Source organism: Spirillospora sp. NPDC047279 (assembly GCF_040643285.1).
Taxonomy (GTDB): domain Bacteria; phylum Actinomycetota; class Actinomycetes; order Streptosporangiales; family Streptosporangiaceae; genus Spirillospora.
On sequence record NZ_JBEYUA010000004.1, the window covers coordinates 551,855 to 576,115 of the forward strand.

Annotated in this window: 19 protein-coding genes; 5 read left to right on the forward strand and 14 right to left on the reverse strand. The window is 71.8% G+C overall.

From position 1 onward, the window contains the following. Nucleotides 1-264 precede the first annotated feature (264 nt). Together rny and ABZ810_RS13190 are read left to right on the forward strand one after the other, a co-directional pair. The gene (gene rny, locus ABZ810_RS13185) at nt 265-1,833 is read left to right on the forward strand and encodes a ribonuclease Y (RefSeq protein WP_358402745.1); all 1,569 of its coding nucleotides are present in this window, start codon (nt 265-267) and stop codon (nt 1,831-1,833) included. Nucleotides 1,834-2,296: 463 nt separating this feature from the next. Continuing rightward, nucleotides 2,297-3,559 carry an alpha/beta hydrolase domain-containing protein gene (locus tag ABZ810_RS13190; RefSeq protein ID WP_358402874.1) on the forward strand — a complete coding sequence of 421 codons (1,263 nt, stop codon included), beginning with the start codon at nt 2,297-2,299 and terminating at the stop codon, nt 3,557-3,559. A gap of 51 nt (nt 3,560-3,610) precedes the next feature. Here the strand turns inward: ABZ810_RS13190 and ABZ810_RS13195 are convergent, their stop codons facing one another. From ABZ810_RS13195 to ABZ810_RS13220, 6 genes are all read right to left on the reverse strand, one after another. After that, the gene (locus ABZ810_RS13195; RefSeq protein WP_358402746.1) at nt 3,611-5,572 is read right to left on the reverse strand and encodes a prolyl oligopeptidase family serine peptidase; all 1,962 of its coding nucleotides are present in this window, start codon (nt 5,570-5,572) and stop codon (nt 3,611-3,613) included. Between the two features lie 74 nt (nt 5,573-5,646). Continuing rightward, on the reverse strand, nt 5,647-6,720 hold the full coding sequence (locus ABZ810_RS13200) for an NAD(P)-binding domain-containing protein (protein WP_358402747.1): 1,074 nt from the start codon (nt 6,718-6,720) through the stop codon (nt 5,647-5,649). A 157-nt stretch (nt 6,721-6,877) separates the two neighbouring features. Next, a complete protein-coding gene (locus ABZ810_RS13205; protein ID WP_358402748.1) occupies nt 6,878-7,864 on the reverse strand; it encodes an amino acid ABC transporter permease in 987 nt (328 codons plus the stop codon). Next, nucleotides 7,861-8,544: an amino acid ABC transporter permease gene (locus ABZ810_RS13210; RefSeq protein ID WP_358402749.1), complete on the reverse strand. Its 684-nt coding sequence runs from the start codon at nt 8,542-8,544 to the stop codon at nt 7,861-7,863. Before ABZ810_RS13210 ends, ABZ810_RS13205 begins: the two co-directional genes overlap by 4 nt. Nucleotides 8,545-8,618: 74 nt before the next feature. Continuing rightward, entirely contained in the window at nt 8,619-9,452 is an 834-nt protein-coding gene (locus ABZ810_RS13215; protein ID WP_358402750.1) for a glutamate ABC transporter substrate-binding protein, read from the reverse strand. Between the two features lie 41 nt (nt 9,453-9,493). Further along, nucleotides 9,494-10,300, reverse strand: coding sequence for an amino acid ABC transporter ATP-binding protein (locus tag ABZ810_RS13220; RefSeq protein WP_358402751.1), 807 nt, complete (start codon nt 10,298-10,300; stop codon nt 9,494-9,496). Between the two features lie 275 nt (nt 10,301-10,575). Here ABZ810_RS13220 and miaB point away from each other — a divergent pair, with 275 nt between their 5' ends. Continuing rightward, a complete protein-coding gene (gene miaB / locus ABZ810_RS13225) occupies nt 10,576-12,123 on the forward strand; it encodes a tRNA (N6-isopentenyl adenosine(37)-C2)-methylthiotransferase MiaB (protein WP_358402752.1) in 1,548 nt (515 codons plus the stop codon). A 92-nt stretch (nt 12,124-12,215) separates the two neighbouring features. Here the strand turns inward: miaB and ABZ810_RS13230 are convergent, their stop codons facing one another. Then, nucleotides 12,216-12,413: an antitoxin gene (locus tag ABZ810_RS13230; RefSeq protein WP_358402753.1), complete on the reverse strand. Its 198-nt coding sequence runs from the start codon at nt 12,411-12,413 to the stop codon at nt 12,216-12,218. Nucleotides 12,414-12,511: 98 nt separating this feature from the next. Between ABZ810_RS13230 and miaA the strand changes: the two genes are divergently transcribed. Then, complete coding sequence (gene miaA / locus ABZ810_RS13235) at nt 12,512-13,417, forward strand: tRNA (adenosine(37)-N6)-dimethylallyltransferase MiaA (protein ID WP_358402754.1); 906 nt, start codon at nt 12,512-12,514, stop codon at nt 13,415-13,417. A 54-nt stretch (nt 13,418-13,471) separates the two neighbouring features. Continuing rightward, on the forward strand, nt 13,472-14,338 hold the full coding sequence (gene dapF / locus ABZ810_RS13240) for a diaminopimelate epimerase (protein WP_358402755.1): 867 nt from the start codon (nt 13,472-13,474) through the stop codon (nt 14,336-14,338). A gap of 43 nt (nt 14,339-14,381) precedes the next feature. Here the strand turns inward: dapF and ABZ810_RS13245 are convergent, their stop codons facing one another. The 7 genes from ABZ810_RS13245 to ABZ810_RS13275 form a co-directional block, all read right to left on the reverse strand. Beyond that, complete coding sequence (locus tag ABZ810_RS13245) at nt 14,382-15,593, reverse strand: hypothetical protein (protein WP_358402756.1); 1,212 nt, start codon at nt 15,591-15,593, stop codon at nt 14,382-14,384. 455 nt (nt 15,594-16,048) lie between these two features. Further along, the gene (locus tag ABZ810_RS13250; protein WP_358402757.1) at nt 16,049-18,004 is read right to left on the reverse strand and encodes a sensor histidine kinase; all 1,956 of its coding nucleotides are present in this window, start codon (nt 18,002-18,004) and stop codon (nt 16,049-16,051) included. A 469-nt stretch (nt 18,005-18,473) separates the two neighbouring features. Next, nucleotides 18,474-19,091: a TetR/AcrR family transcriptional regulator gene (locus ABZ810_RS13255; protein ID WP_358402758.1), complete on the reverse strand. Its 618-nt coding sequence runs from the start codon at nt 19,089-19,091 to the stop codon at nt 18,474-18,476. 83 nt (nt 19,092-19,174) lie between these two features. Continuing rightward, nucleotides 19,175-19,888, reverse strand: coding sequence for a hypothetical protein (locus ABZ810_RS13260; protein ID WP_358402759.1), 714 nt, complete (start codon nt 19,886-19,888; stop codon nt 19,175-19,177). Between the two features lie 222 nt (nt 19,889-20,110). After that, nucleotides 20,111-21,487: a heterodisulfide reductase-related iron-sulfur binding cluster gene (locus tag ABZ810_RS13265; protein ID WP_358402760.1), complete on the reverse strand. Its 1,377-nt coding sequence runs from the start codon at nt 21,485-21,487 to the stop codon at nt 20,111-20,113. Then, nucleotides 21,487-22,698, reverse strand: coding sequence for an FAD-binding oxidoreductase (locus ABZ810_RS13270; RefSeq protein ID WP_358402761.1), 1,212 nt, complete (start codon nt 22,696-22,698; stop codon nt 21,487-21,489). Before ABZ810_RS13270 ends, ABZ810_RS13265 begins: the two co-directional genes overlap by 1 nt. Beyond that, on the reverse strand, nt 22,698-24,176 hold the full coding sequence (locus ABZ810_RS13275; RefSeq protein ID WP_358402762.1) for an FAD-linked oxidase C-terminal domain-containing protein: 1,479 nt from the start codon (nt 24,174-24,176) through the stop codon (nt 22,698-22,700). Before ABZ810_RS13275 ends, ABZ810_RS13270 begins: the two co-directional genes overlap by 1 nt. Nucleotides 24,177-24,261: the final 85 nt, after the last annotated feature.

Consider the following 24,261-nt stretch of genomic DNA (forward strand, 5'->3'; position numbering starts at 1 on the left):
CGAGGTTTGCTTGCTCATTACCTCTATGCCGCTTACCGTTACGGCAGTGAGGAATTACTCCGCGCACAGCGGATTGCCATACGACTGGGCACGTTCGAGCAGTTGAGAGGTATAGAGGACCACGGCGTAACGGTTTCTCGGGTTCCGTTAGGCGGACGCCCGAGTGTCGTCGTGTACCCATATCGGCTGTGACGCGGGTGAAACCTCGCAGGACCAAGGGCTCCAATTCCCGATGGGGCCCCTGCGCGAGGAAGGGACCGCCCCATGGAGAGCGTCCTGCTGGGTGCCGCACTGCTGGTGACCCTGGTCGCTCTCGTCATCCTCGTCCTCCGCAGGCCCTCCGGTAAGGCGCTGGAAGACGAGCTGTCCCAGGTGCGGCAGGAGGCGGACGAGATCCGCGCCGCCGCCAAGACGGACGCCGAGGAGATCCTCGCCAAGGCCGAGACGCAGGCGCACCAGCTCGTCCAGACGCAGCGGGCGGAGCTGGACGAGGAGGCCCGCGCGCTCCGCGACGACATCCGTTCCCTCCGCGAGGATCTCGAACGCCGCGAGACGCGGCTGGCCGAACGGGAGCAGCGGCTGGACGGCGAGGTGCGCCGCCTGGAGGAGTGGGCGGGCAAGCTCTCCGAGGGCAAGCACGCCCTGGACGAGCGCAGGGCCGAGCTCGGCAAGGCCGAGGAGGAACGGCGGCAGGCGCTCGAACAGGTGGCCGGGCTGACGGCGGAGGAGGCCAAGTCCGAACTCGTCTCCGTCCTGGAGAACCAGGCCAAGCGCGAGGCCATCCCGATCACCCGGGAGATCGAGAACGCGGCGCGGCAGGAGGGCGAGAAGCGGGCGCGCAAGATCGTCACGCTGGCCATCCAGCGGGTCGCCAGCGAGCAGACCACCGAGTCGGTGGTGTCGGTGCTGCATCTGCCGGGCGACGAGATGAAGGGCCGCATCATCGGGCGGGAAGGCCGCAACATCCGGGCGTTCGAGTCGACGACCGGGGTCAACCTGATCATCGACGACACCCCCGAGGCCGTGCTGCTCAGCTGTTTCGATCCGGTGCGCCGGGAGGTCGGGCGGTTGACGCTGGAGAAGCTCGTGCTGGACGGGCGCATCCACCCGCAGCGGATCGAGGAGATCTACGAGCGCAGCAAGTCCGACGTCGAGCAGCTGTGCGTGCGCGCCGGCGAGGACGCGCTCGTCGAGCTGGGCGTCGCCGACATGCACCCCGAGCTGATCGCGCTGCTGGGGCAGCTGCGCTACCGGACCTCGTACGGGCAGAACGTGCTCAAGCACCTCATCGAGTCCGCGCACATCGCCGGGATCATGGCGAGTGAGCTGCGGCTGCCGGTGGAGCAGGCCAAACGTTGCACGCTGCTGCACGACATCGGCAAGGCCCTGACGCACGAGGTCGAGGGCAGCCACGCGCTGATCGGCGCGGAGATCGCCCGCCGGTACGGCGAGCACGAGGACGTCGTGCACGCCATCGAGGCGCACCACAACGAGGTCGAGGTCCGCACCGTCGAGGCCGTCCTCACGCAGGCCGCGGACGCGATCAGCGGGAGCCGCCCGGGGGCGCGCCGCGAGTCGCTGGAGGCCTACGTCAAGCGGCTCGAACGCCTCGAAGAGATCGCCCGCGACAAGCACGAGGGCGTCGAGAAGGTCTTCGCCATGCAGGCCGGCCGCGAGATCCGCGTGATGGTCAAGCCCGACTCCGTCGACGACATCCAGGCCCAGGTGATCGCGCGCGACATCGCGAAGCAGGTCGAGGACGAGCTCACCTACCCCGGCCAGATCCGCGTCACCGTGGTCAGAGAGTCCCGCGCCATAGAGTTCGCCCGCTGACCAAAAGTCCCGTCCACCGAGCGCCCATCGACTTCACCCCCTGAGCGCGCCACCGGGCCCGCACGCTGAGCCCGCCACGAGTTCGTGCGCTGTATGTGGCATCGGGCCTGCGCGGTGGGGCTGTGGGTTCCGGGGGAGGGACTGGCGATTTTGCCGATGCGCGGGGGAGGGGACGGCGGAGACGATCGGGCCAGCGGTCTGATCGGAAGGACGTCTCCTCATGGGCTTCGGGTTGTCTCGGGTGGGTCGGGCATGGGTGGCGGCCCTTGTCGTGGCCGCTATGGCTAACCCGGCCGCCTACGGTGCGACCGCCGCCTATGGCGAGACCGCCGCCCATGGTGGGACGGTCGCCCACGGTGCGACGGTCGCCCACGGTGCGACGGTCGCCCAGGGGGCGGTCGGCTATGGTGCGGCGGCTGCCCGGGGGGCGGCGGTCGGCCATGGTGCGGCGGCCGCTCACGGTGTGGGGGCTGCGCAGAGGGCGGTTGCGGGGGCTTCGGTTGAGGGGCCTTTGCCCGGGGCGTTGCCGGGGGATCCAAAGGCGGAGGAGATCGAGGGGACTTATCCCTGGCTGGCGACTGACGTTGATCTTGCGGCGCACGGCTACGTGGAGCAGGAGTTCTACGTGTCGGGCAGGGCGGACGCCTACAGCACGAGGGGTGAGCTCCTCGCCGAGGGCGTTCCCTACAAGACACGGGTGCTGGTGCGGAAGCCGCTCAAGAGGGCGCGCTTCAGCGGGACGGTGCTCGCCGAATGGCAGAACGTCTCGGCGGGGTTCGACCTGGACGCCCTGTGGACCCCCGACCAGCTGATGCGCGCCGGGTACGCCTGGGCCGGGATCTCGGCGCAGCGGGTCGGCGTCGACCAGTTGCGGGGCTGGAGCCCGGCGCGGTACGGGGACCTGGACGTGACCGGCGGCGGGCGTTTCACGGCGGACGAGCTGTCGTACTCGATCTTCGCGCAGGCGGCCAAGGCGTTTCGGAAGCCGCTGAAGGCGCGCACGCTGCTGGCGGTGGGGGCGTCGCAGTCGGCGGGCCGGATGACGGTCTACTACGACGCGGTGCTGCCCCAGACCGAGGCCGTCTTCGACGCGTACGCCACCATCGTCGGGTCGGCACCGAGCAGGGCGGGCCGGGAGCCGGTGTTCCATGTGCTGTCCGAGACCGACGTCCGGTCGCCCGCCCGGCCCGCCGAACGGGACGGCCTGCGGCGCTGGGAGGTCGCCGGGGCGGCGCACTCGGGCTGGTACGGACAGCAGTACCGGCAGCCGCTGCTCACCCGTGACCTGGGCGAGGCTCCCACCTACGACTGCGCGCGGCCGCCGTACAGCCGCGTGCCGCTCCACCACGTGATCGCCGCCTCGTACGCGCACCTGGTGCGGTGGGTACGCCAGGGGGTGCGGCCGCCCGCGGCGGCGCCGCTGGAGTTCGCCGCCGACGGGACGAAGGCCCGCGACGAGCTCGGGCTGGCGCGCGGCGGCATCAGGCTCTCGCAGGTCGAGGCGCCGCGGGCGCTCAACACCGGCGACAACTCGGGGGAGACGTTCTGCGTCCTCTTCGGCACGCACGTGCCGTTCGACCGGGCGCTGCTGGAACGGCTCTACCCGGCCCCCGGCCGCTACCTGTCGGCCGTCGTCCGCGCCGACGCGCGCAACCTGCGGGACGGCTACCTGCTGCCCGCGGACGCCCGCCAGAACCGCCGCGACGCGCTGAACGTCGGGCCCTAGACCGCGTGGGCGTCGGCCAACCAGGCACGGCCGGCGCCCACGCGCACCACCTCAGGTCTGCAGGGTGACGGGCGTGACGCCCCGCGGCGCGAAACCCAGCGTCTGGCCGTAGAACGCGAGCTCCGACTCCAGGCACGTGACGGTGGTCTCGGCGCGCCGGAAGCCGTGGGACTCGCCCTCGAACGTCAGGTAGGCGTGCGGGGTCTTCTTGGCGGTGAGGGCCGCGGCGAACCGTTCGGACTGGTCGGGCGGCACGACCGGGTCGTCCAGGCCTTGCAGGAGCAGGACGGGACACGCGGTGCGGTCGGCATTGGTGAGGGGCGACCGCTCCTCGTACGCGCGCTCGTAGCCGGGCAGCGGGCCGATGAGCCCGAACAGGTACTGCGACTCGAAGTCGTGCGTGGACGCCACAAAGCTCTGCAGCTCGCTGATGCCGTAGTAGGACGTGGCGGCCTTGAACAGGTCGGTCTGGGTCACCGCCGCCAGAGCCGTCCAGCCGCCGGCGCTGCCGCCGCGGATCGCCATGCGGGCCGGGTCGGCGATGCCGCCGTCGATGAGGGCCTGGGCGGCGGCGATGGCGTCCTCGACGTCCACCACCCCCCACTGGCGGCGGAGGCGTTCACGGTAGGCGCGGCCGTAGCCGGTCGAACCGCCGTAGTTGACGTCGACGACGCCGATGCCGCGGCTGGTGAAGTACGCACGTTCCAGGCTGAGCACCTTGGTCGTCCGCGACGTCGGCCCGCCGTGCACGAACACCACGTACGGCGGGCGCTCGCCCTCCGGCGCGGCGGCCTCGGGGTTGGACGGGGGGTAGATGTGCGCGTGCACCGGCCGCCCGAACGGCCCCTCCAGCTGCTCGCTGCGAGGCTTGGGGAGGTAGGCGATGTCGGGCACCTCGGCGAGCTCGCGCCGCAGGCCCTCCACCCGGCCGGTCGTCACGTCGACGCGGACGACCGACGACGGGATGGCGGGGCCGCCCGCGATGCCGACGATGGTGGTCCCGTGCGCCGACAACGCCGGCGTCCAGTCGTCGTAGGGGCCCTCGAGGTCGGTGAGCTCCAGCGTCTCCGGGTCGTAGACGCCCAGGCGCATGTCGCCCTCGCCGTGCAGCACCGCGAGGCGGCCGTCCTCCAGCAGCGCGTACGGCATGCCGCCGAGCGTCCACAACGGCCCGGCGAACTCCTCCTCGGCCGGGTAGAGCGCCTGCGGCGACTCCCCGTACAGCCCGACCTGGTAGATGTTCCACCAGCCGGGCCAGTCGGAGATCACGTAGAGGCTGCTGTCGTCGCGCCACAACGGGGCGAGCACGGACTCGGTGAGGCCGCCCTTGACGGTGCGCGGCGCCACGGCCTTGCCGTCCTCGATCGCGGCGACGCGCAGCTCGGTGCCGTCCCAGGGCATGCGGGGGTGGCTCCACTGCACCCACGCCAGGTGGCCGCCGCCGGGCGACGGCGACGGGCTGGCGTAGAAGTGCGCGCCGCTGACCAGCTCGCGGATGAGCCCGGCGTCGTCGGCGCCGCTGCCGTCGAGCGGCACGGCGACGATCGCGCGGCGGATGCCCTCGGGCGTGTGGCCCTCGCAGACGCACCACACCTCGGTGCCGTCGGGCGACAACACGTAGTCGGCGTACCGCAGCCCGCCCGGCAGCGCCGGCTCCGGCGTCAGCGGCCGCGGCTTGGGATCGCCCGGATCGAGACGGTGCAACCGCTGGTCGTCATAGTTGGAGAACACGATGGCGTGGCCGTCGGCGGTGCGTACCGGCAGGTATGACCGCCCGCCGTATTCGTGAACGCGGGTCCGCGCGTCCCACGGGGCCTGGAGCAACTCGGTGCGATGCCCGCCCCGAAGGTGGATGACCGTGGTTCTTCCGCCCTCCTCGGGCCGGGTCTCCTGCCACCACACATCACTGTTGTGAACAATGGGAAAGCTGAGGCGCAGCCGCGCACGGGCGACGTCGGCTGCGGAGATGGGGGAGGGCCAGGAGCCGTAGGGAAGGGTCGCACGAGCGGTCATATGCGAATCGTCCCGCAAACGGGGACAGGTTGGGGCCATGAACCGCCAGTTGAACTCGGAAAGATACAAGCCGCTCACCGAGCGCCGGTCGCCTCCGGAGCCGGTGCGCGCCCGGGGCCTTTCAGCAGGGCCTTCACCTGCCGTACGGCGGTGCGCCCCGCCCGATTCGCACCGATCGTGCTCGCGGACGGTCCGTACCCCAAAAGGTGAATTCTGGGATCATCCGCCACGCGCGTCCCGTCCATCCGGATGCCCCCGCCGGGGCCCCGCAGCCGCAGCGGCGCGAGGTGGTCCAGAGCGGCCCTGAACCCGGTCGCCCACAGGATGACGTCGACGTCCAGCCGCCGCCCGTCCGGCCACTCGACGCCGGTCGGCGTCACGCGTTCGAACATCGGCCGCCGCGCCAGCACGCCGCTCTCCCGCGCGGCGCGCACCTCGTCGGTCAGCAGCAGCCCGGTGGCGCCCACCACGCTCCCCGGCGGGAGCCCGCGCCGCACCCGCTCGTCGACCCGCGCCACGGCCGCCGCGCCGTCGAGCGGGCCCTCCACCCACACCGGCTCGCGCCGCGTCACCCAGGTCGTCTGCGCCGCGACCGGCGCCATCTCCATCAGCGCCTGCGTCGCCGAGGCGCCGCCGCCGACGACCAGCACGCGCAGCCCGGCGAACTCCGCGGGCCCCCGGTAGCCGGCGGTGTGCAGCTGCCGTCCGCGGAAGTCCGCCATCCCCGGTTTGAAGGGCAGGAACGGCCGGTCCCAGGTCCCGGTCGCGTTGATCAACGTTCGGGCGATGAGGAGGCTCTCAGAGCCCTCCACGAGCAGCCGCCCGTCGCCGGCCTCCCGCACCGCCGTCACGTCCACCGGCCGGTGCACGTCCAGGCCGAACTCGCGCTCGTACCGCGCGAAGTACTCCGACACGACCTCCGACGCGGGCCGCCGCGGATCGCGCGACTCCAGCGGCAGGCCCGGCAGGTCGTGGATGCCGTGCGCGGCGCCGAGGGTCAGCGTCGGCCACCGGTACTGCCACGCCCCGCCCGGCCGCGGCGCGTGGTCGAAGATCACGAAGTCCAGGCCGGCCCGCCGCAGGAAGTACCCGGCCGACAACCCCGCCTGGCCGGCCCCGATCACCGCGACATCCACGTCCTGCGTCACACCCGCAAGAACCCGGACCCCCGGACGAAGATTCCCGCACGCGGGCCGCGGCCCGCACCGCCGGTGAACGGCGAACGGTGAACGGCGAAGGGGCGCCACCGGAGATCGGTGACGCCCCTTCGAGAGACGTGTCGCGCCGCGGGCGGCGGCCGGCGGGTCAGACGCCGCCGGTGTCGCCGCTGATGCTCGGCGGGGTCTGGTTGACGCCCGACACACCGACGGCGGGCTGGGTGCCGATGCCCACGCCCATCGTCTTGGCGGTGCTCTTGCGGCTCCGCCGGGACCTGGCCTCCAGCCGGGTCGCCAGGTAGCCCAGCGCCATGTTGATCATGATGTAGATCGCGCCCGTCACGACCAGGGCGGCCACGGCGTTCCCGTAGTTGGCCTTCATCTGGTAGAAGCCCAGGGTCAGCAGCTCCTCGTACGCGATGATCGAGCCGAGCGCCGAGTCCTTCAGCAGGACGACGAGCTGGGCGACGATCGCCGGCATCATCGCGGTCACGGCCTGCGGCACCAGGATCAGCCGCATGACGCCGTTCTTGCGCAGCCCGATCGCGTACGCGGCCTCCGACTGCCCCTTCGGGATCGACAGGATGCCCGCGCGGAACACCTCCGCGAGCACCGACCCGTTGTAGAGGGTCAGGCCGGCGACCACCGCCATGAACGGGGTGATCTCGATGAACTCGCGGTTGAACGCGGTCGCGATCGTGGGCGGCCCGGAGAAGATGAAGAAGATCAGGATCAGCAGCGGGATCGCCCGGAAGAACTCCACGACCGCGCCGGACGGGACCCGGATCCACCAGTGGTCCGACAGCCGCCCCAGGCCGAACACCACACCGAAGAGCAGCGCCAGCACCGAGCCGATCGCCGCGGCGTAAAGGGTGCCCAGCAGACCCGGGATGATGAACTCGGTCCAGGTCTCGCCCTCCAGGAACGGCTCCCAGAGCTCCCCGGCGAACTGGTTCTCCTCGTCGAGCCGCCCGTAGACCACGTACGCGATGCCGAGCAGGATCAGCGTGCCGACGACGGCGATGATGTTGTTGCGCACCCGGGCGCGCGGCCCCGGCGCGTCGAACAGGACCGAGGGCTCGCTCTTCTTCGCCTTGGTCGGCTTGGGCGCCGGCGTGTCCACGGACGTCGTCATCGAGCCACCGCCATTCGCTTGGACAGCCAGCCGAAGAAGAAGCCCATCGGCAGGGTGAGGATCATGAACCCGATCGCGAACGCGGCGAACATCGGGATGGTCGCGCCCTCCTCGTCGAAGAGCTGCCGCATCATGTACGCCGACTCGACGTAGCTGGCGACGATCACCACGGTGGTGTTCTTGGTCATCGCGATGAAGATGCTGCCCAGCGGCGCGATGACCGACCGGAACGCCTGCGGCAGGATGATCAGCCGCAGCGACTGGAAGAACGTCAGGCCGATCGCGCGCGCCGCCTCCGCCTGGCCCAGCGGCACGGTGTTGATGCCGGCGCGGAGCGCCTCGCAGATGAACGCCGCCGTGTAGGCCGAGAGCCCGAAGACCGCCAGCCAGTAGAAGTTGACCGTCGACTGGTTCGAGAGCTTGATGTGGAGCGTGTCGCTCAGGCCCAGCGCGCAGAACGCGAGGATGAGGGTCAGCGGCGTGTTGCGGAATATGTTGACGTACACCGTGCCCGCGCCGCGGAAGATCCTGACCGGCGAGACCCGCATCCCGGCCAGGACGGTGCCCAGGATCAGCGACAGGACTCCGCTCATCAACGCCAGGCGGATCGTCGCCCAGAACCCCTGGGCGATGTCGTCCATGCGGTCGAAGACCGGTGTGAAATCAAAGAGAACGTCCATCGTGCTCCACCATCTCGAACCAGGGCCGGTGAACCCCGGAGGGGCTCACCGGCCCTTTGGTCGAACCGTATGGGTCAGCTGCAGCCGTTGGGCGCCGGCTGCGCGGCGTCGAACGGAAGTCCGGCCTTGCCGAACCACTTGTCCCAGAGGGTCTTGGCCGTGCCGTCCTTGTACATGTCCGTGACGGCCTTGTTGACGGCCTCGCAGCCCTTGGTGTCGCCCTTCTTGAGGCCGATGCCGTACTTCTCGTCGGTGAACGGCGAGTTGACGACCTTCATCGTGGTGCCGCCGTCGCGCGCGACGAAGCCGGCCAGGATGGTGGCGTCGGTGGAGACGGCGTCGAGGGAGTCACCCTTGAGCTTGGTGATGCAGTCGTCGTAGCCCTGCGCCGGAACGGTCTCGGCGGCGACCTTGGTGTTCTGCTTGTTGGGGCCCTCGGTGATGTTCTTCCACGAGTTGGAGCCCGCCACCGCGCACAGCTTCTTGCCCTTGAGCGACGCGAGGTCCTTGATGGAGGTGTCGTCCTTGCGCACCATGATGTCCTGGTGCGTGATCACGTACGGGCCCGCGAAGGTGACCTTGGGCTTGCGGGCGTCGGTGATCGAGTAGGTCGCGATGACCAGGTCGACCGTGCCGTTGGCCAGGAAGGTCTCGCGGTTGGCCGACTTGGCCTCCTTGAGCTCCACCGTGGCGCCGAGCTTCTTGCCGATGTAGTTGGCGACGTCGACGTCGAAGCCCTCGACCCCGCTGCCGGACTTGAGCCCCAGCGACGGCTGGTCGTACTTGACGCCGATGATCAGCTTCTTCTTGTCGGCGACCGAGTCTTCCTTCTTCTCGGCACAACCGGACACCGCCATGGCACCCGCGGCCAACGCCGCCAGGGCCACCCCGTACTTGCGAACGCGCATGTCTGTTACTACCTCTTCTTCCCTGACGGAGCCCCAGCGGCTCAGTGCGTGAGGATCTTGGAAAGGAAGTCCTTCGCGCGCTCGGTGCGCGCGTTGGTGAAGAACTCGTCGGGGGTGCTCTCCTCGACGATCTGGCCGTCGGCCATGAAGACGACCTTCTGGGCGGCACGGCGGGCGAAGCCCATCTCGTGGGTGACCACGATCATGGTCATGCCCTCGGTCGCCAGGCTCGTCATGACGTCGAGCACCTCCTTGACCATCTCCGGGTCAAGGGCCGAGGTGGGCTCGTCGAAGAGCATCACCTTGGGCTTCATGGCCAGCGCGCGGGCGATCGCGGCGCGCTGCTGCTGGCCGCCGGAGAGCTGCGCGGGGTACTTCTGGGCCTGGTTGGCGATGCCGACCCGCTCGAGCAGCTCCATCGCGTGCTTCTCGGCTTCCTGCCTGCCCGACTTGCGGACCTTGACGGGTCCGAGCATGACGTTCTCGAGGATCGTCTTGTGGGCGAACAGGTTGAAGGACTGGAACACCATGCCGACGTCCGCACGGAGCCGGGCGAGGTCCTTGCCCTCCTCGGGCAGCTTCTTGCCGTCGACGAGGATGGTGCCGTCGCCGATCGGCTCGAGCCGGTTGATCGACCTGCACAGCGTGGACTTGCCGCCGCCGGAGGGGCCGATCACGACGACGACCTCGCCGCGGTTGATGGTGAGGTTGATGTCCTTGAGAACGTGCAGTTCACCGAAGTGCTTGTTGACGTTCTCCAGGACGACGAGGGGGGCACCGCCCTGGGTGTCATCCTGGGGCCCGCCGTCTTCCTTGCCCGGCTCGGGCCCGACTCCGCTGTCCGTCATGGGCCCGGACTTTACGTCATCATTAGCAATGAACAACCCTCGGCGCGGTACCGATCCGATCACGAATCCCCACGTCGGCGGGGGAATTCGCGAACCGTCGTTGATCGACTGGAGCGCCTTCGGGGTACGGGGTCATCTCATATGGTGACCACGTTGTTATGCCTCGGTTATTAACGAACACCGCGCGTGACGGTGAGCCAACTCATGATCGACATCACGGCACTGAATGATCACGCGCGGGGACCCGGCGCCGCCGCGTACGCTTGGTCACTGTCATGAATGCGCCTATGGAGACCGGCGCCCGCACGTACGAGATCCGTACCTACGGGTGCCAGATGAACGTCCACGACTCCGAGCGGCTGTCAGGCCTGCTGGAGGACGCCGGCTACGTCCGCGCCGCCGAGGCCGGTGCCGAGCCCGATGTCGTCGTGTTCAACACCTGTGCGGTACGGGAGAACGCGGACAACCGGCTCTACGGCAACCTCGGCCATCTGCGGCCCGTCAAGGACGGGCGTCCGGGCATGCAGATCGCGGTCGGCGGGTGCCTGGCGCAGAAGGACCGCGACACCATCGTCCGGCGGGCGCCCTGGGTCGACGTCGTCTTCGGCACGCACAACATCGGCTCGCTGCCGGTGCTGCTGGAGCGGGCGCGCGTCCGGGAGGAGGCGCAGGTCGAGATCGAAGAGTCCCTGGTGACCTTCCCGTCGACCCTGCCGACCCGCCGCGAGTCGCCGTACGCCGCGTGGGTGTCGATCTCCGTCGGCTGCAACAACACCTGCACGTTCTGCATCGTCCCGTCGCTGCGCGGCAAGGAGCGGGACCGCCGGCCGGGCGAGATCCTCGCCGAGATCGAGGCCCTGGTCGCCGACGGCGTCCAGGAGATCACCCTCCTCGGCCAGAACGTCAACGCCTACGGGTCGGGCTTCGGCTCCCTGGCCACCGCGCCCGGCGAGGTCCGCGAGATGACCGCGAACGGCCAGTCGGCGTTCGCCGGGCTGCTGCGCGCCTGCGGCGGCGTCGAGGGCCTGGAGCGGGTCCGGTTCACCTCCCCGCACCCCAAGGACTTCACCGACGACGTGATCGCCGCGATGGCCGAGACGCCCAACGTGATGCCGTCCCTGCACATGCCGCTGCAGTCGGGCTCGGACCCGGTGCTCAAGGCGATGCGCCGCTCCTACCGCCAGGAGCGCTACCTGGGGATCATCGAGAAGGTGCGGGCCGCCATCCCGGACGCCGCGATCACCACCGACATCATCGTCGGGTTCCCGGGCGAGACCGAGGACGACTTCGAGCAGACGCTGCACGTCGTGCGCGAGGCGCGCTTCTCGTCGGCGTTCACGTTCCAGTACTCCAAACGTCCCGGCACGCCCGCCGCCACCATGGACGGCCAGATCCCCAAGGAGGTCGTGCAGGCCCGCTACGAGCGCCTGATCGCCCTCCAGGAGGAGATCTCCTGGGCCGAGAACAAGAAGCAGCTCGGCCGCGCCGTCGAGGTACTGGTCGCCGAGGGCGAGGGCCGCAAGGACGGCGCCACCCGGCGCCTGTCCGGCCGCGCGCCCGACAACCGGCTGGTGCACTTCGCCGCCCCGGACGAGCCGGTGCGGCCCGGTGACATGGTCACGGTCGAGATCACGTACGCGGCGCCGCACCACCTGGTGGCCGACAAGCCCGCCGCCGGCATCCGCCGGACCCGCGCGGGCGACGCCTGGGAGGCCCGGCAGGGCAAGCCTGACGGTGCCGCCGGGGTCTCGCTGGGCATGCCGTCCATCGGCCGTCCCGCGGCCCCGCCGTCAACGGCCTCCGCGTGCTCGACCTGCCCCTGACACCGCCGTGGAGCGCGCGCGTGCCCACGCCGGCGAGTGGCCGTCGCGCGACGGCGACGACCGGGCGGCCGGCGTGGGCCCGGCGTGAGTCGTCAGGACGCGGGAGTGCCGCCGTCCTTCGGCTTGGCGCCCTCGATGAAGTCCTTGGCCTTGTCCTGGGCCATGTCGACCTTGTCGGCGTACTTGCCGCCGGTCTTGTCATCGACCATGTCGCCGGCCTTGTCGACCGCCTGCTTGGTTTTGTCGGCGTTGCCACCGAGCATTTCCTTGACCTTGTCGACGATGGACATCTGAATCCCCCGATCCGTCGTCCCCATGGCGCCGTGCGGACCCCGTCCGACGCCCGTACACCCGGATCCATACCCCATTCATTGCCGAAAATAAGCCTGTGACCTCACCAAACGTCATCGCCGTCGTCGGGCCGACCGCGGCCGGCAAGTCCGATCTCGCCGTCGGTCTCGCGCTGCGCCTGGGCGGAGAGGCGATCAACGCCGACTCGATGCAGTTCTACCGGGGCATGGACATCGGCACCGCGAAGCTCTCCCGGGACGAGATGCGGGGCGTCCCGCACCATCTCCTCGACCTGTGGGACGTGACCGTCACCGCGAGCGTCGCGGAGTTCCAGCGGCTGAGCGCCGCGGCCATCGACGACGTCCGCGGGCGGGGCCGGGTCCCGGTCCTGGTCGGCGGCTCCGGCCTGTACGTGCGGGCGGCGCTCGACCATATGGAGTTCCCCGGCACCGACCCGGCCGTACGGGCACGCCTGGAGGAGGAGCTGGCCGCCGTGGGGCCCGACGTCCTCCACGAACGGCTGCGCGAACGCGACCCGAAGGCCGCCGACGCCATCCTGCCGAGCAACGGGCGGCGCGTCGTCCGGGCCCTGGAGGTCATCGAGATCACCGGCCGCTCCTTCACCGCGACCCTGCCCGAGCACCGCTACCGCTACGACGGCGCCGTGCAGATCGGGCTGACCGTGCCCCGGCCCGAGCTGGACGCGCGCATCGGCCTGCGGGTCGAGCGCATGTGGGAGGCCGGTCTGGTCGACGAGGTGCGCAAGCTGGAGGCGGAGGGGCTGCGGGACGGCCTCACCGCGGGGCGAGCGCTCGGCTACGCCCAGGTGCTGCGGTTCCTGGCGGGCGAATGGACCGAGGAGCAGGCCAAGGAGGAGACGGCCCGGGCCACCCGGCGGTTCGCCCGGCGGCAGGAGTCGTGGTTCCGGCGCGACCCCCGCGTGCACTGGCTGCCGTACGACGCGCCCGACCTGCTCGACCGGGCGCTCGGCCTGACCGGCTGACCCGCTGACCCGGCCGTCGGGCGACCGGCCGCAGCCGGGCAATACGATCGGGGCATGCGTTTCATCAAGGGCCACGGCACCGAGAACGACTTCGTGATCCTGCCGGACGCCGACGGCCACCTCGACCTGACCCCCGAGCTCGTCGCGCGGATCTGCGACCGCCGCGCGGGCATCGGCGCCGACGGCGTGCTGCGCGCCGTCCGCACGAAGGCGGCGGGCGAGACCGGGGTCGAGGCGCTGGCGGGGTCCGCGGAGTGGTTCATGGACTACCGCAACTCCGACGGCAGCGTCGCCGAGATGTGCGGCAACGGCGTGCGCGTCTTCGCCCGCTATCTGGTGGACGCGGGGCTCGCCGCGCCCGGGGAGTGGGACCTGGCCACCCGCGGCGGCCTGCGCCGGGTGACGCTGGGCGAGACGGGCGACGTGAACGCGGACATGGGGCCGCCGGTGTTCCAGGGTGCCGGTGAGGCCTCGGTGGACGGCCGTCCGTACGCGGGCAAGCGCGTCTCCATGGGCAACCCGCACCTGGCCTGCCGCATCGACGGGCCGGTGGCCGCCCTCGACCTGACCCGCGCGCCGGACTTCGACCCGGCGGCCTTCCCGGAGGGCGTCAACGTCGAGTTCTTCCGTCCGGTGGGGGAGCGCCACCTGGAGATGCGGGTGTACGAGCGCGGCTCCGGCGAGACCCGTTCCTGCGGCACGGGCACCGTCGCGGTCGCGGTCGCGGCGGCGATCGGCTCCGCCGCCCCGGACGGGGCGTACGACCCGGCCGGTGGCCGGCTGCCGCGCGGCGCGTGGACGGTGGACGTGCCCGGCGGCCGCCTGACCGTCACGCTCGACGGCGAGACCAGCTATCTGAAGGGCCCGGCCGTCCTCGTCGCCGAGGGCGAGATCCGGCCGGAGTGGCTCCAGGCCCGCTGAGGGCGCCCTGTCCGGCGCTCGGGTCGCCGGACAGGGCGGTCCGTCAGGCGGGGGTGAAACGCTCGATGAACGGGGCGTAGCCGGTGCCCTGGACGCCCACGGCCCAGATCGACCGGGTGCCGGGGATGGCCGCCATGTCGCGCGCCTCGGTGTGGCCCAGGTCGGGGTCGCGCGAGGGGCCGAGGACCCTGCTCCACGTGGTGCCGTCCCAGTGCAGGTAGCCGGTCCGGCCGCTGCCCACGGTCTCGGCCAGGGCGGGGATCCAGACGCCGCCGGAGCAGTCGGACACGAGGTGGCCCCCGTACGCCATCGGGAACATGCCGTTGCGCGGCACGTCCGCGACCTTCGTCCAGGCTCCGGCGTCCAGGCGGAAGAGCCGCTGGCCCGCGTAGGCCCAGACCTCGCCGCGCGAGACCGGCAGGATGTCCAGCGCGGGCGGGAACGTGGCGGCCCCGGCGGCCAGTTCGAGCCTGGTCCAGGCCGACCCGTTCCAGTGGAAGGTCAGCGATCCGGCGCCCGACTGGAGGCTCGTCGCGCCGATCCAGACGTCCCGGCGTGAACGGACCTTGATCGACATCAGCTGGTGGCCCTCGTCCAGGGCGGGGCCCTGCTTGCGCACCCACGCGCCGCCTTCGAAGCGCAGCAGGCTCTGCTGCCCGGCGGCCGGGCCTTCGGAGAGGACGGCCCACGCGGTGCCGCCCGGCTCGGCCGAGACGGCGGGCACGAACGCGAGCGGGTCGGCGCCCACGCGCGGGACCGGCACCTCCCGCCAGCTCGAGCCGTTCCAGTGGATCGAGATCGGGGCCTGGCCGGTCAGGGTGATCCCGGTGACCCACGCGGCGCGCGGGCTCGCGGCGGCCAGATCCATCCACCAGTTCCACTGGAGGGGAGGGACGGGCCGGGTGACCCACTCCAGGCCGTTCCAGTGGAGCGCGGTGGTGACGTCGCGCTGCTCCCAGGAGAACTGGCCGATGGCGAACGCGGTGCGCGGCGCGGGCGCGGCGACGGCGAACAGCTGCGTCGCGGTGCCGGCCGGGTACGGCACGTCGGCCCAGGTGCCGGCGGGTGCCGCGCTCGCCGGGGCGCCGGGTACGTCCGCGGGCGAGGCCGCGCCGGTAAGGGAGGCCGCGGCGGGGGAGGCCCCGGCTCCGGCCCAGGTCAGGCCGGTACCGGCGCCGGTCGTCAGGGCCAGGCCGATCGCGCGGCGCCGGGTGAAGTGCTCGGGAAGGTCGCTGGAGCTGTGCTGCACGGACACGATGACTCCTCGGGCGCGGGGGAACGATCACGTCGCGCCAACTATGCCACCATCTGCTGGCAACGTCTGCGCTCGTGGGTCGCATTTGTCAACGTGTGAGGACCCTGGTCGCTGTTTGTGGTGGCCAGTGTTCTTACTGACGTTCGTCCCGGAAGGACCGGGACTGATGTCCCTGACCGGCGGGACCCGGGAAGGCATAACTTCGTTCCTGCACACCTCCTGGTGGAAAGGCCCGCACGGGTCCGGGATGGGAGCCCCGGTGCCGGAGCGGAGCCCGAGGGCCGGTGGCGACCTTCTTGGCGGGGGGCGGTCACCGGCCCTCACAAACTTTGAACGTCCTGCGCCGCCGCGAGGCCATATCCGCTGTAACCCCTTGGCCCCGCGGTGGCGCAGGCGCGTTCCACCCGAGGTGACGTCCGGCACGGGTGATGTGAGCCCTTCCGAGGCCGCCCGCGCTATGGGGGGACCGGGAGGCGGGCGCTCACCATGGTGCCGCCGCCGGGCGCCGGGCCCACCGAGCAGGATCCGCCCAGCTCGGCGGCCCGCTCGCGCATCGACGACATGCCGATCCCGGAACGTACCTGCTGGGGCAGCCCGACGCCGTCGTCCCCGACCGTCACGTGCAGGTCGCCGTTCATGTTGAGGTGGACCACCGCGGCGCGCGCCCGGGCGTGCCGGTGCACGTTGGTCAGGGCCTCCTGGACGATGCGGTACGCGGCGACCTCCGCCGCCGCCGGAAGGCTGGACAGGTCGCCCTCGACGTGCACGTCCACCCGGGGACCGTCCTCGGTCGAGACCACGCCGCCCAGCGCGCGGATCGCACCGGCCAGGCCGAGGTCGTCCAGCGCCGGGGGACGCAGGTCGTAGACCAGGTCGCGGATGTCGCCGATCGTGCGGCCCATCGTCGACCGCAGGTTCTCCAGGAGGGCGTCGACCGCCTTCGGGTCGCGCTTGAGGGTGATGCGCGCGGCGTCCACCGTCATGGCGAGGCTGGCCAGCGTCGGGCCGAGCCCGTCGTGCAGGTCGCGGCGCAGCCGCCGGCGTTCCTCCTCGCGGGTGCGCAGGATGCGTTCACGGGACCGCTGCACGTCGGCCGCCAGCCGCGCCGCGTTCGCCAGTTCGGCCAGGTTGCAGGCCAGGATCGAGGCCAGCCGCATGTCGGGGGTCCGCCGGCGCGAGAAGAGCAGCCGCCCGACCGGCTCGCCGTGCCACACCAGCGGGATCACCTCGGGCCTGTCGTCCATCTTGCCGCTGTCGGCGGTGACCGCCCGGCCGTCCCGGTCGAGCACCTCGATCACGACGCCGTTCGCGTGCAGCGCCTCGCGCACCGCCTCGGCGGCCACCGCGAGCGCGGCGGCGGGGTCGGCGGCGGCCTGGAGGCGGCGGTTGATGCCGTCGGCGAGGCGGTACGGGTCGCGTTCGCCGTGCAGCAGCCGGTCGACGGCGCGCTGGAGGCGCCGGCGCGCGGGCTCGAAGACCGCGCCCGCCGCGATCGCCCCGGCCAGCCCCGCCAGCGGCCCGCGGTCGGCCACCAGCAGGCTGGTGGCTCCGACGAGCGCGAAGTAGACACCGGTGATCACGATGACCAGGCCCGCGTAGACCAGGGTGCGGTTGAGCACGACGTCGATGTCGTACAGCCGGTAGCGGGTGATCGCGACCGCGATGCAGATCGGCACCGCCGCGATGGTGAAGTTGCGGACCGGGTCGCCGATCGGCGTGACCTCGCCGAGCCAGATCACCGCCTGGCCGATCACGCCCGGGTAGATGACCCACCCGATCTGGCGGCGCACGTCCGGCGGCGACTGGACGAAGCGCACCACCATCGACACCATGCTGAGCAGCAGCGTGACGACGATCAGCACGCTGATCGGCCACGGGATCTCCTGGAGCGGGTAGACCGAGACGCCGTTGTGGTAGTCGCGCGCCTCCGGGTCGATCGTCAGGTGCACGCACACGATCAGCGGCACCGCGCACGCCATCGCGAGCACCGGCCGGAAACGCCGCGAGACCAGCCTGCCGTCCGGGAAGATCAGCGGCAGGACGAGGGTGAGCGTGAACGTGTCGACCGCCCACAACCACTGGCCGAGCCAGAGGAAGAGGCCCGCGCCGAACCAGCCGTGCTCGTGCAGCCAGGGCCCCAGGTTGAGCGACAGCACGTACACCGCGGCGCTGAAGCCCGCCAGCAGCATGACCCAGCCCACCCGCAGGCCCGGCCGGTGCCGCAGGAGGAACGCGGCGACGGGCGTCCAGAAGAGCGCGATGACGATCTCGGGATGCCACCAGACCATCCGCCGGCTCTCCGGCACGCCCAGGCCGATGAGCAGTGAGACGCACACGAGCAGGACCGCCGCCACGGCGAGCGCTATCGCTCCCCGGACCGCCGTCCTCTCGTCGTGCCTCACTGTGACCATCCACGCTCCCCGAGTCAAAAAGTAATGGAATGGTAAAGCGTCTCGGTCGTGTCCTGATGACCCAGGGGCGACCGCCTCAGGACACCGGGACTGCTGGATGCGGATGCTGGGCTCGTTGCCCGCGCGGTATGGGGGCCGCTCGGGCGTTGCTGAGAGGGGGAGTTCGTCATGCGCGGGGCGATAGGGCGTAGGCGGGTCGGCGTTCCCGTCGGGGGGCCGGAGCCGGAGCACCGGCGAGGTGACGGGGATGTTCGTGACTTTAGCCGCACAGTGCCCGCGGCGGCACCTGAGCTCCCGCGGGGGCGTGCTCGGGTGGTCGCGCGCTGGTGGGAGCTCGCCGCGGGTCCGGTCCCGCGCGTCAAGATCGCCGGACGCTGGTAATTTCCGGCGGCCGGCTCGTTCCCGCTTTCCGGACGGCCCATTCGGGGGGGCCGGTGTGCGCCGATACGGCGTGGGGACGAGCCGGGGATCAGCCCTGCGCGGCCTGGGTGAGGGTGGAGGACACGGCGAGTGACCGGAGACCGCGGCGGAACTCGTCCGGGGTGACGTCGCCCACCAGCAGGTACTGGATGATGAAGCCGGGCATCATGCCGAAGAGGGCCTTGCCCGCGGCGGTCGCGTCGGTGTCGGCCGGGAGTCGGCCGGCGTCCCGCAGGCGCGCCACGTACTGGATCCAGAGGGCGCGCAGGTCCAGCAGCCGCCCGCGCACGTAGGCGCCGAACTCCTCGTCGTACAGGGCCAGGGCCCAGGCCTGCGGCGCCAGGCGGAGGTTGTCGCCGGGCCCGGACAGTTCGACGATCTTCGCGGTGAGGCGGCCGACCGCGTCGTCGAGCGGCGGCACCGGATCCTCGGCGAGCACCGTGGCGACGTATCCGGCCAGGCTGGCGATCGCGGTCGAGGCCAGGGCCTGGATGATCTCGGTCTTGCTCTTGAAGTAGCGGTAGACGGCTCCCGCAGACAGCCCCGACTCGGCGAAGATGTCCTGCATGGACGTCTCGTGGAAGCCCTTGCGGATGAAGCAGGCGCGCGCGGCGTCCAGGATCTGCGTCCGCCGGCGTTCCAGGTGCTCTTCGCTCACTCGAGGCATGGACGAAAGATAAAACGAGCATTCGTTTCTTGACAAACCAGCACCCCGATCCGGGCGCGGCGTGCGGGCCGGGCGGGGTGGGCCTACGTGGGGGTGTCCGGCAGGGCGAGCTCGATGCCCTTGCGGTCGCTGGTGTAGCGCGCGTTCCACACGTACAGCTTGAGGTCGCCGGTGTCGAGGTTCTCCTTCACCGGCAGGTCGGTCGCGATGCGCACGACGTACGAGGCGCCGGCCGGGATGAGCGTGTCGCCCGCGTCGGTGATGGGGGGCTTGGAGCCGTTCAGGCGCGCCGTGACCTTGCTGCGGTTGGGCAGGGTGCACATGGACTCGGGGATGCCCGGCTGCGGCATGCAGCGCTCCTGGGCCTCCTTGGGCACCTCGGACAGCGGCATGAAGAGGTCGGCGGGGTAGTCCAGCAGCACGGCGCGCTTCTGGTTGTTGGTGATCACGTACTCGGCGTAGGCGTAGCTCGAACCGGCGGGGGCGGGCGTGCCGTCGCCGAGCGGCTTGGAGTCGACCCCGGTCTTGACCGCGGCGAGGGTGTAGGAGTAGCCCTCGGGAGTGGTGAGGCTCAGCGCCGGGCCGACCTTGGGCGCCGGGGTGGAGGCGGGGCCGTCGCCGCCCTGGGCGGAGAGCGAGGGCTCCCCGCCTGCGCCGTCGTCGGATCCGGGGCGGAGGATGAAGATCCCGGCCGCCACGACGGCGATGCCGACCGCGCCGGTCAGGGCGCCGGCCAGACCGACCTTGCCCGCGCTGCTCTTCTTGCGCCGGCGGTGTGAACGGTAGCTGTTGGACATGGTTCGTGCTCCTCGGGGTCTCCCGCGCGATCCTCGGGCCTGCCCTCCACGCAGGCTCAGGCGCGTCTTCGGGCCTGCCCCACAGGCATCGAACGCTTCCGGGCCGCCTCTGCAGGCTCAGTAAGCGCCCTCTGTCCCCGGGGGCAGTCACCATAGCAGGGCATTCGAAATGATCGTGACGCGGCGTGACCAAACCCCCGATAGGCGGATAAGCAGGTCAGATCACGACGAAGATCGCTTGAGGAGGTGCCCCGCACCGAGCCCGCGCAACGACGCGTCCAGCACCTCGGCCGTGTGCGCCACCGCGATCCGGGTGCCGCCGCGGGCGAGCGCGGTGGCGATCTGCATGGAACATCCGGGGTTGGCGGCGACGAGCAGTTCGGCTCCGGTGGCCCGGACGCCGGACGCCTTGCGATCGCCGAGCTCGGCCGCGGCCTCCGGCTGGAGGATGTTGTACGTGCCCGCCGAGCCGCAGCACACCTCGGGGTCGGCGATCTCCCGCACCTCCAGCCCGGGGATTCCGGCGAGCAGCGCGCGCGGCTGGCTGCGGATGCCCTGGGCGTGCGAGAGGTGGCAGGCGTCGTGGTACGCGACCGTGGCCGGAACCGGCCGCCGCTCCGCCCGCGGGCCGAGTTCGGCGACGAACTCGGCGAAGTCCCTGGTCTTGGCCGACAGGGCCTCGGCCCGGCTCGCCCAGTCCGGCTCGTCGGCGAGCAGCTTCACGTACTCCTTCATCGCCGAACCGCAACCCGCCGCGTTCACCACGATCACGTCCACCCGCTCGAACGCGATGATCGTCCGGCGGGCGAAGGCGCGGGCCTCCTCGTCGCGGCCCGAGTGCAGCGACAGCGCGCCGCAGCAACCCTGGCCCTTGGGGATGACGACGTCGCAGCCCTCCAGGGCCAGCACGCGCGCGGTCGCCGCGTTCACCCCGGGGAAGAACTCCCGCTGCACGCACCCGGTCAGCATCCCGACCGTGGCGCGGTGCTCACCACGCGCGGCGACGCGTTCGGGCAGGCGGGGCGCGCGGCCGAGGGGCGGCGCGAGCCGTTCCATGGCGGCCAGCATGGGGGAGACGCGCTCCAGCAGGCCGCTGCGCCGGACGAGCCGGTCGAGGCCCGTCTTCTGGTACGCGCGGAGCGGCCCGCGCAGCGCCCTGAGCCGGGCCGGGTAGGGGAAGAGGTTGAAGACGGCCGCGCGGACGGCCCGTTCCCCGGGCGAACGCGGGTGTTCGCGGTCGACCTCGGCCCTGGTCAGCTCGATCAGCCGGTCGTACTGGACGCCGGACGGGCACGAGGTCACGCACGCCATGCAGCCCAGGCAGCGGTCGAAGTGCTCGACCATCGGGCCGGTGAGGGGCGTGCCCTCGGCGTGCTGCTGCATCAGGTGGATGCGTCCGCGCGGCGAGTCCATCTCCTCGCCCCACAGGACGTACGTGGGGCACGTCGGCAGGCAGAACCCGCAGTGCACGCAGTCACCCGCCAGCTTGGTCACCTCGCCCAGCTGCCCGAGGGCGTCGACGGGCTCGGCCGCGGGCGGCGTGTGCCCCCCGGGTGCGGTGCTCTCGCCGGGCGCGGCGCCGTCGCCGGGTGCGGTCATCAGATGCCTCCAACGAAACGGCCGGGGGACAGGCGGTGGTCCGGGTCGAACTGGTCCTTGACGCGCCGCATCAGGGTCAGCGCGGGCAGCGGGCCCCAGACGTCGTCGGACGCCCGTACGCCCTCGGGCGCGTACCGGACGACCGCGCCGCCGTGGTGGCGGGCGAGCGCCGACCGCAGGCGCGCCAGCGTCTCGGCGACCTCGGCCGCGTCCCCCGCCAGGCCCGCGTAGCCCCGGCCCGCGGCCGACCACCGCACCGCGGCCGGGACCGTGGCGAGCTCGGACAGCAGGGGACGGAGCGCGGTCGGGGGAGCGGTGACCTCGATGAGCGTCGTGCCGTCGGGATAGGCGCCCCACCAGGGCGGCGGCTCCTGGCTGATGTGGGCGTCCGCGCCCAGCAGGTCGGCGACGTGGGTGGCCCGCGCGGCGACGCCGTCGGGAACGCCTTCGAGTAGCACGCCCAGCGTGAGGCCGTCGCCGGACGCGTCGCACTCCAGGGCGCTCGGGGCCGCGGGGGAGTGCAGGACCGCCTGGACGGCCTCGTGCGCCAGTCCCGCGTCGGCGGCGCGCACGGTCACGTAGGCGTGGGCGGCCGGCACCGGATGCAGCCGGAACGCCGCCTCGACGATGAGCCCCAGCGTGCCGTACGAGCCCGAGAACAGCCGGCCCAGGTCGTACCCGGCGACGTTCTTGACGACCTTGCCGCCGGAGTGGGCGACCCGCCCGTCCGCCCGCACGATGGTGAGGCCGATCACCAGGTCGCGCGGCGACCCGTACAGCAGGCGCAGCGGACCGGCGGCACCGGTGGCGATCGTGCCGCCCACCGTCGAGCCGGGGAGGGGCGCGTCGAGCGAGAGGCGCTGGCCGCGTTCGGCGAGGATCTCCGCCAGGCGCTCCATCGGCAGGCCCGCCTCGGCCTTGACCACCAGGTCGCCCGCCGCGTGCTCGATGACGCGGTCGAGCCGCGAGGTGTCCAGGAGCAGGTCGCAGCGCCGCGGCGGCAGCCCCCAGTCGAGCCGGGTCTCGCCGCCGCGCGGGACGACCGCCAGGCCGCGTTCGGCCGCCACGCTCATCACCTCGGCCGCCTCCGCCACGGTCGCGGGAGCGGCCACCAGGCCCGGCGCGACGCCGAGGACGCCCTCCGCGGGCTCCGCCGGGCGGACGTCGGCGCAGACCTTGGCCAGCGCGTCGAGCGGCTCCTTGGGCGCCATCAGAAGATGTCCGCCTTTCCCTCGTACGGATGGGGCCCCTTCCGGACCCCGGGCACCTCCCCGCAGAGCCGGGGGGTCGGGAAGACCTTGCCCGGGTTGCACAGCCCCGCCGGGTCGAAGCCGCAGCGCACCATCTGCATGGTGTCGAGATCGGTGTCGGTGAACATGCGCGGCATGTAGCGGGACTTGTCGACGCCGACCCCGTGCTCGCCGGTGATCGAGCCGCCGTGCTCGATGCACAGGTCGAGGATCTTGCCGGACACCTCCTCGGCGCGTTCGGCCGCGCCGGGCTCGGCGTCGTCGAAGAGCACCAGCGGGTGCAGGTTGCCGTCGCCGGCGTGGAAGACGTTGGCGACGCGCACGCCCGACTCGGCGGACAGCGCGTCGATGCGGGCCAGGACCTGGGGGAGCGCGGTCCGCGGGATCACGCCGTCCTGGACGATGTAGGCCGGGCTGATGCGGCCCACGGCGGCGAACGCCGACTTGCGGCCCTTCCAGATGAGCCCGCGCTCGGCGTCGTCGGCGGCGATGCGGATCTCGAACGCGCCCGCCTCGCGGCACAGCCGTTCGACCTCGGCGAACTGCGCCGCGACCTCGGTCTCGGGGCCGTCCAGCTCCACGATGAGCACGGCGCCGGCGCCGGGCGGGTAGCCGCAGGCCACCGACGCCTCGGCCGCCTCGATCGACAATGCGTCCATCATCTCGATCGCGGCCGGGACCACGCCCGCGCCGATGATCGCGGAGACGGCCCTGCCGCCCGCCTCGATCGACTCGTACGCGGCGAGCAGCGTCTGCACGGTCTCCGGCACGCGCGTCAGCCGTACGGTGATCTTGGTGGTGATGCCGAGCGTGCCCTCCGAGCCGACGAACGCGCCCAGCAGGTCGTAGCCGGGATCGTCGGCCGCCAGCGTGACCAGGTCCCCGTCCGGGGTGACGATCTCGCAGGCGAGGACGTGGTGCGCGGTGAAGCCGTACTTCAGGCAGTGCGCGCCGCCGGAGTTCTCCGCCACGTTGCCGCCGACCGAGCAGATCTGCTGGCTGGACGGGTCGGGCGCGAAGTAGTAGCCGTACGGGCGGGCCGCCCGCGACACGTCCAGGTTGATCACGCCGGGCTCGACCACGGCGCGCTGGTTCGGGATGTCGATCTCCAGGATGCGGCGCATCCGGGACGTGACGATCAGGACGCCGTCGGTCCGGGGCAGCGCGCCGCCGGACAGGCCGGTGCCCGAGCCGCGCGCCACGTACGGGACGCCGGCCGCCGCGCAGGCGCGCACGATCGCCGCGATCTGCTCGGCCGTGCCGGGCAGCACGACGATCGCGGGCATGGCCCGGTGGTTGGTCAGCCCGTCGCACTCGTAGGTGCGCAGCCGCACCGGGTCGGTGATGACCGCCTCGGCGCCGAGCAGGCCGGTGAAGTGCCGGCCGAGCGCCTGGAGCGCCGGGTCCAGGGTCTGGAGTGTCGGGTCCGTCGTGTCCATGTCACCCCCACCTTCCTCCCCCGAAGCGAACGACTGCAAGATCACCTCCCGGGGCGCCGAGAGATGACCCTGCAGCCGCCGGTCG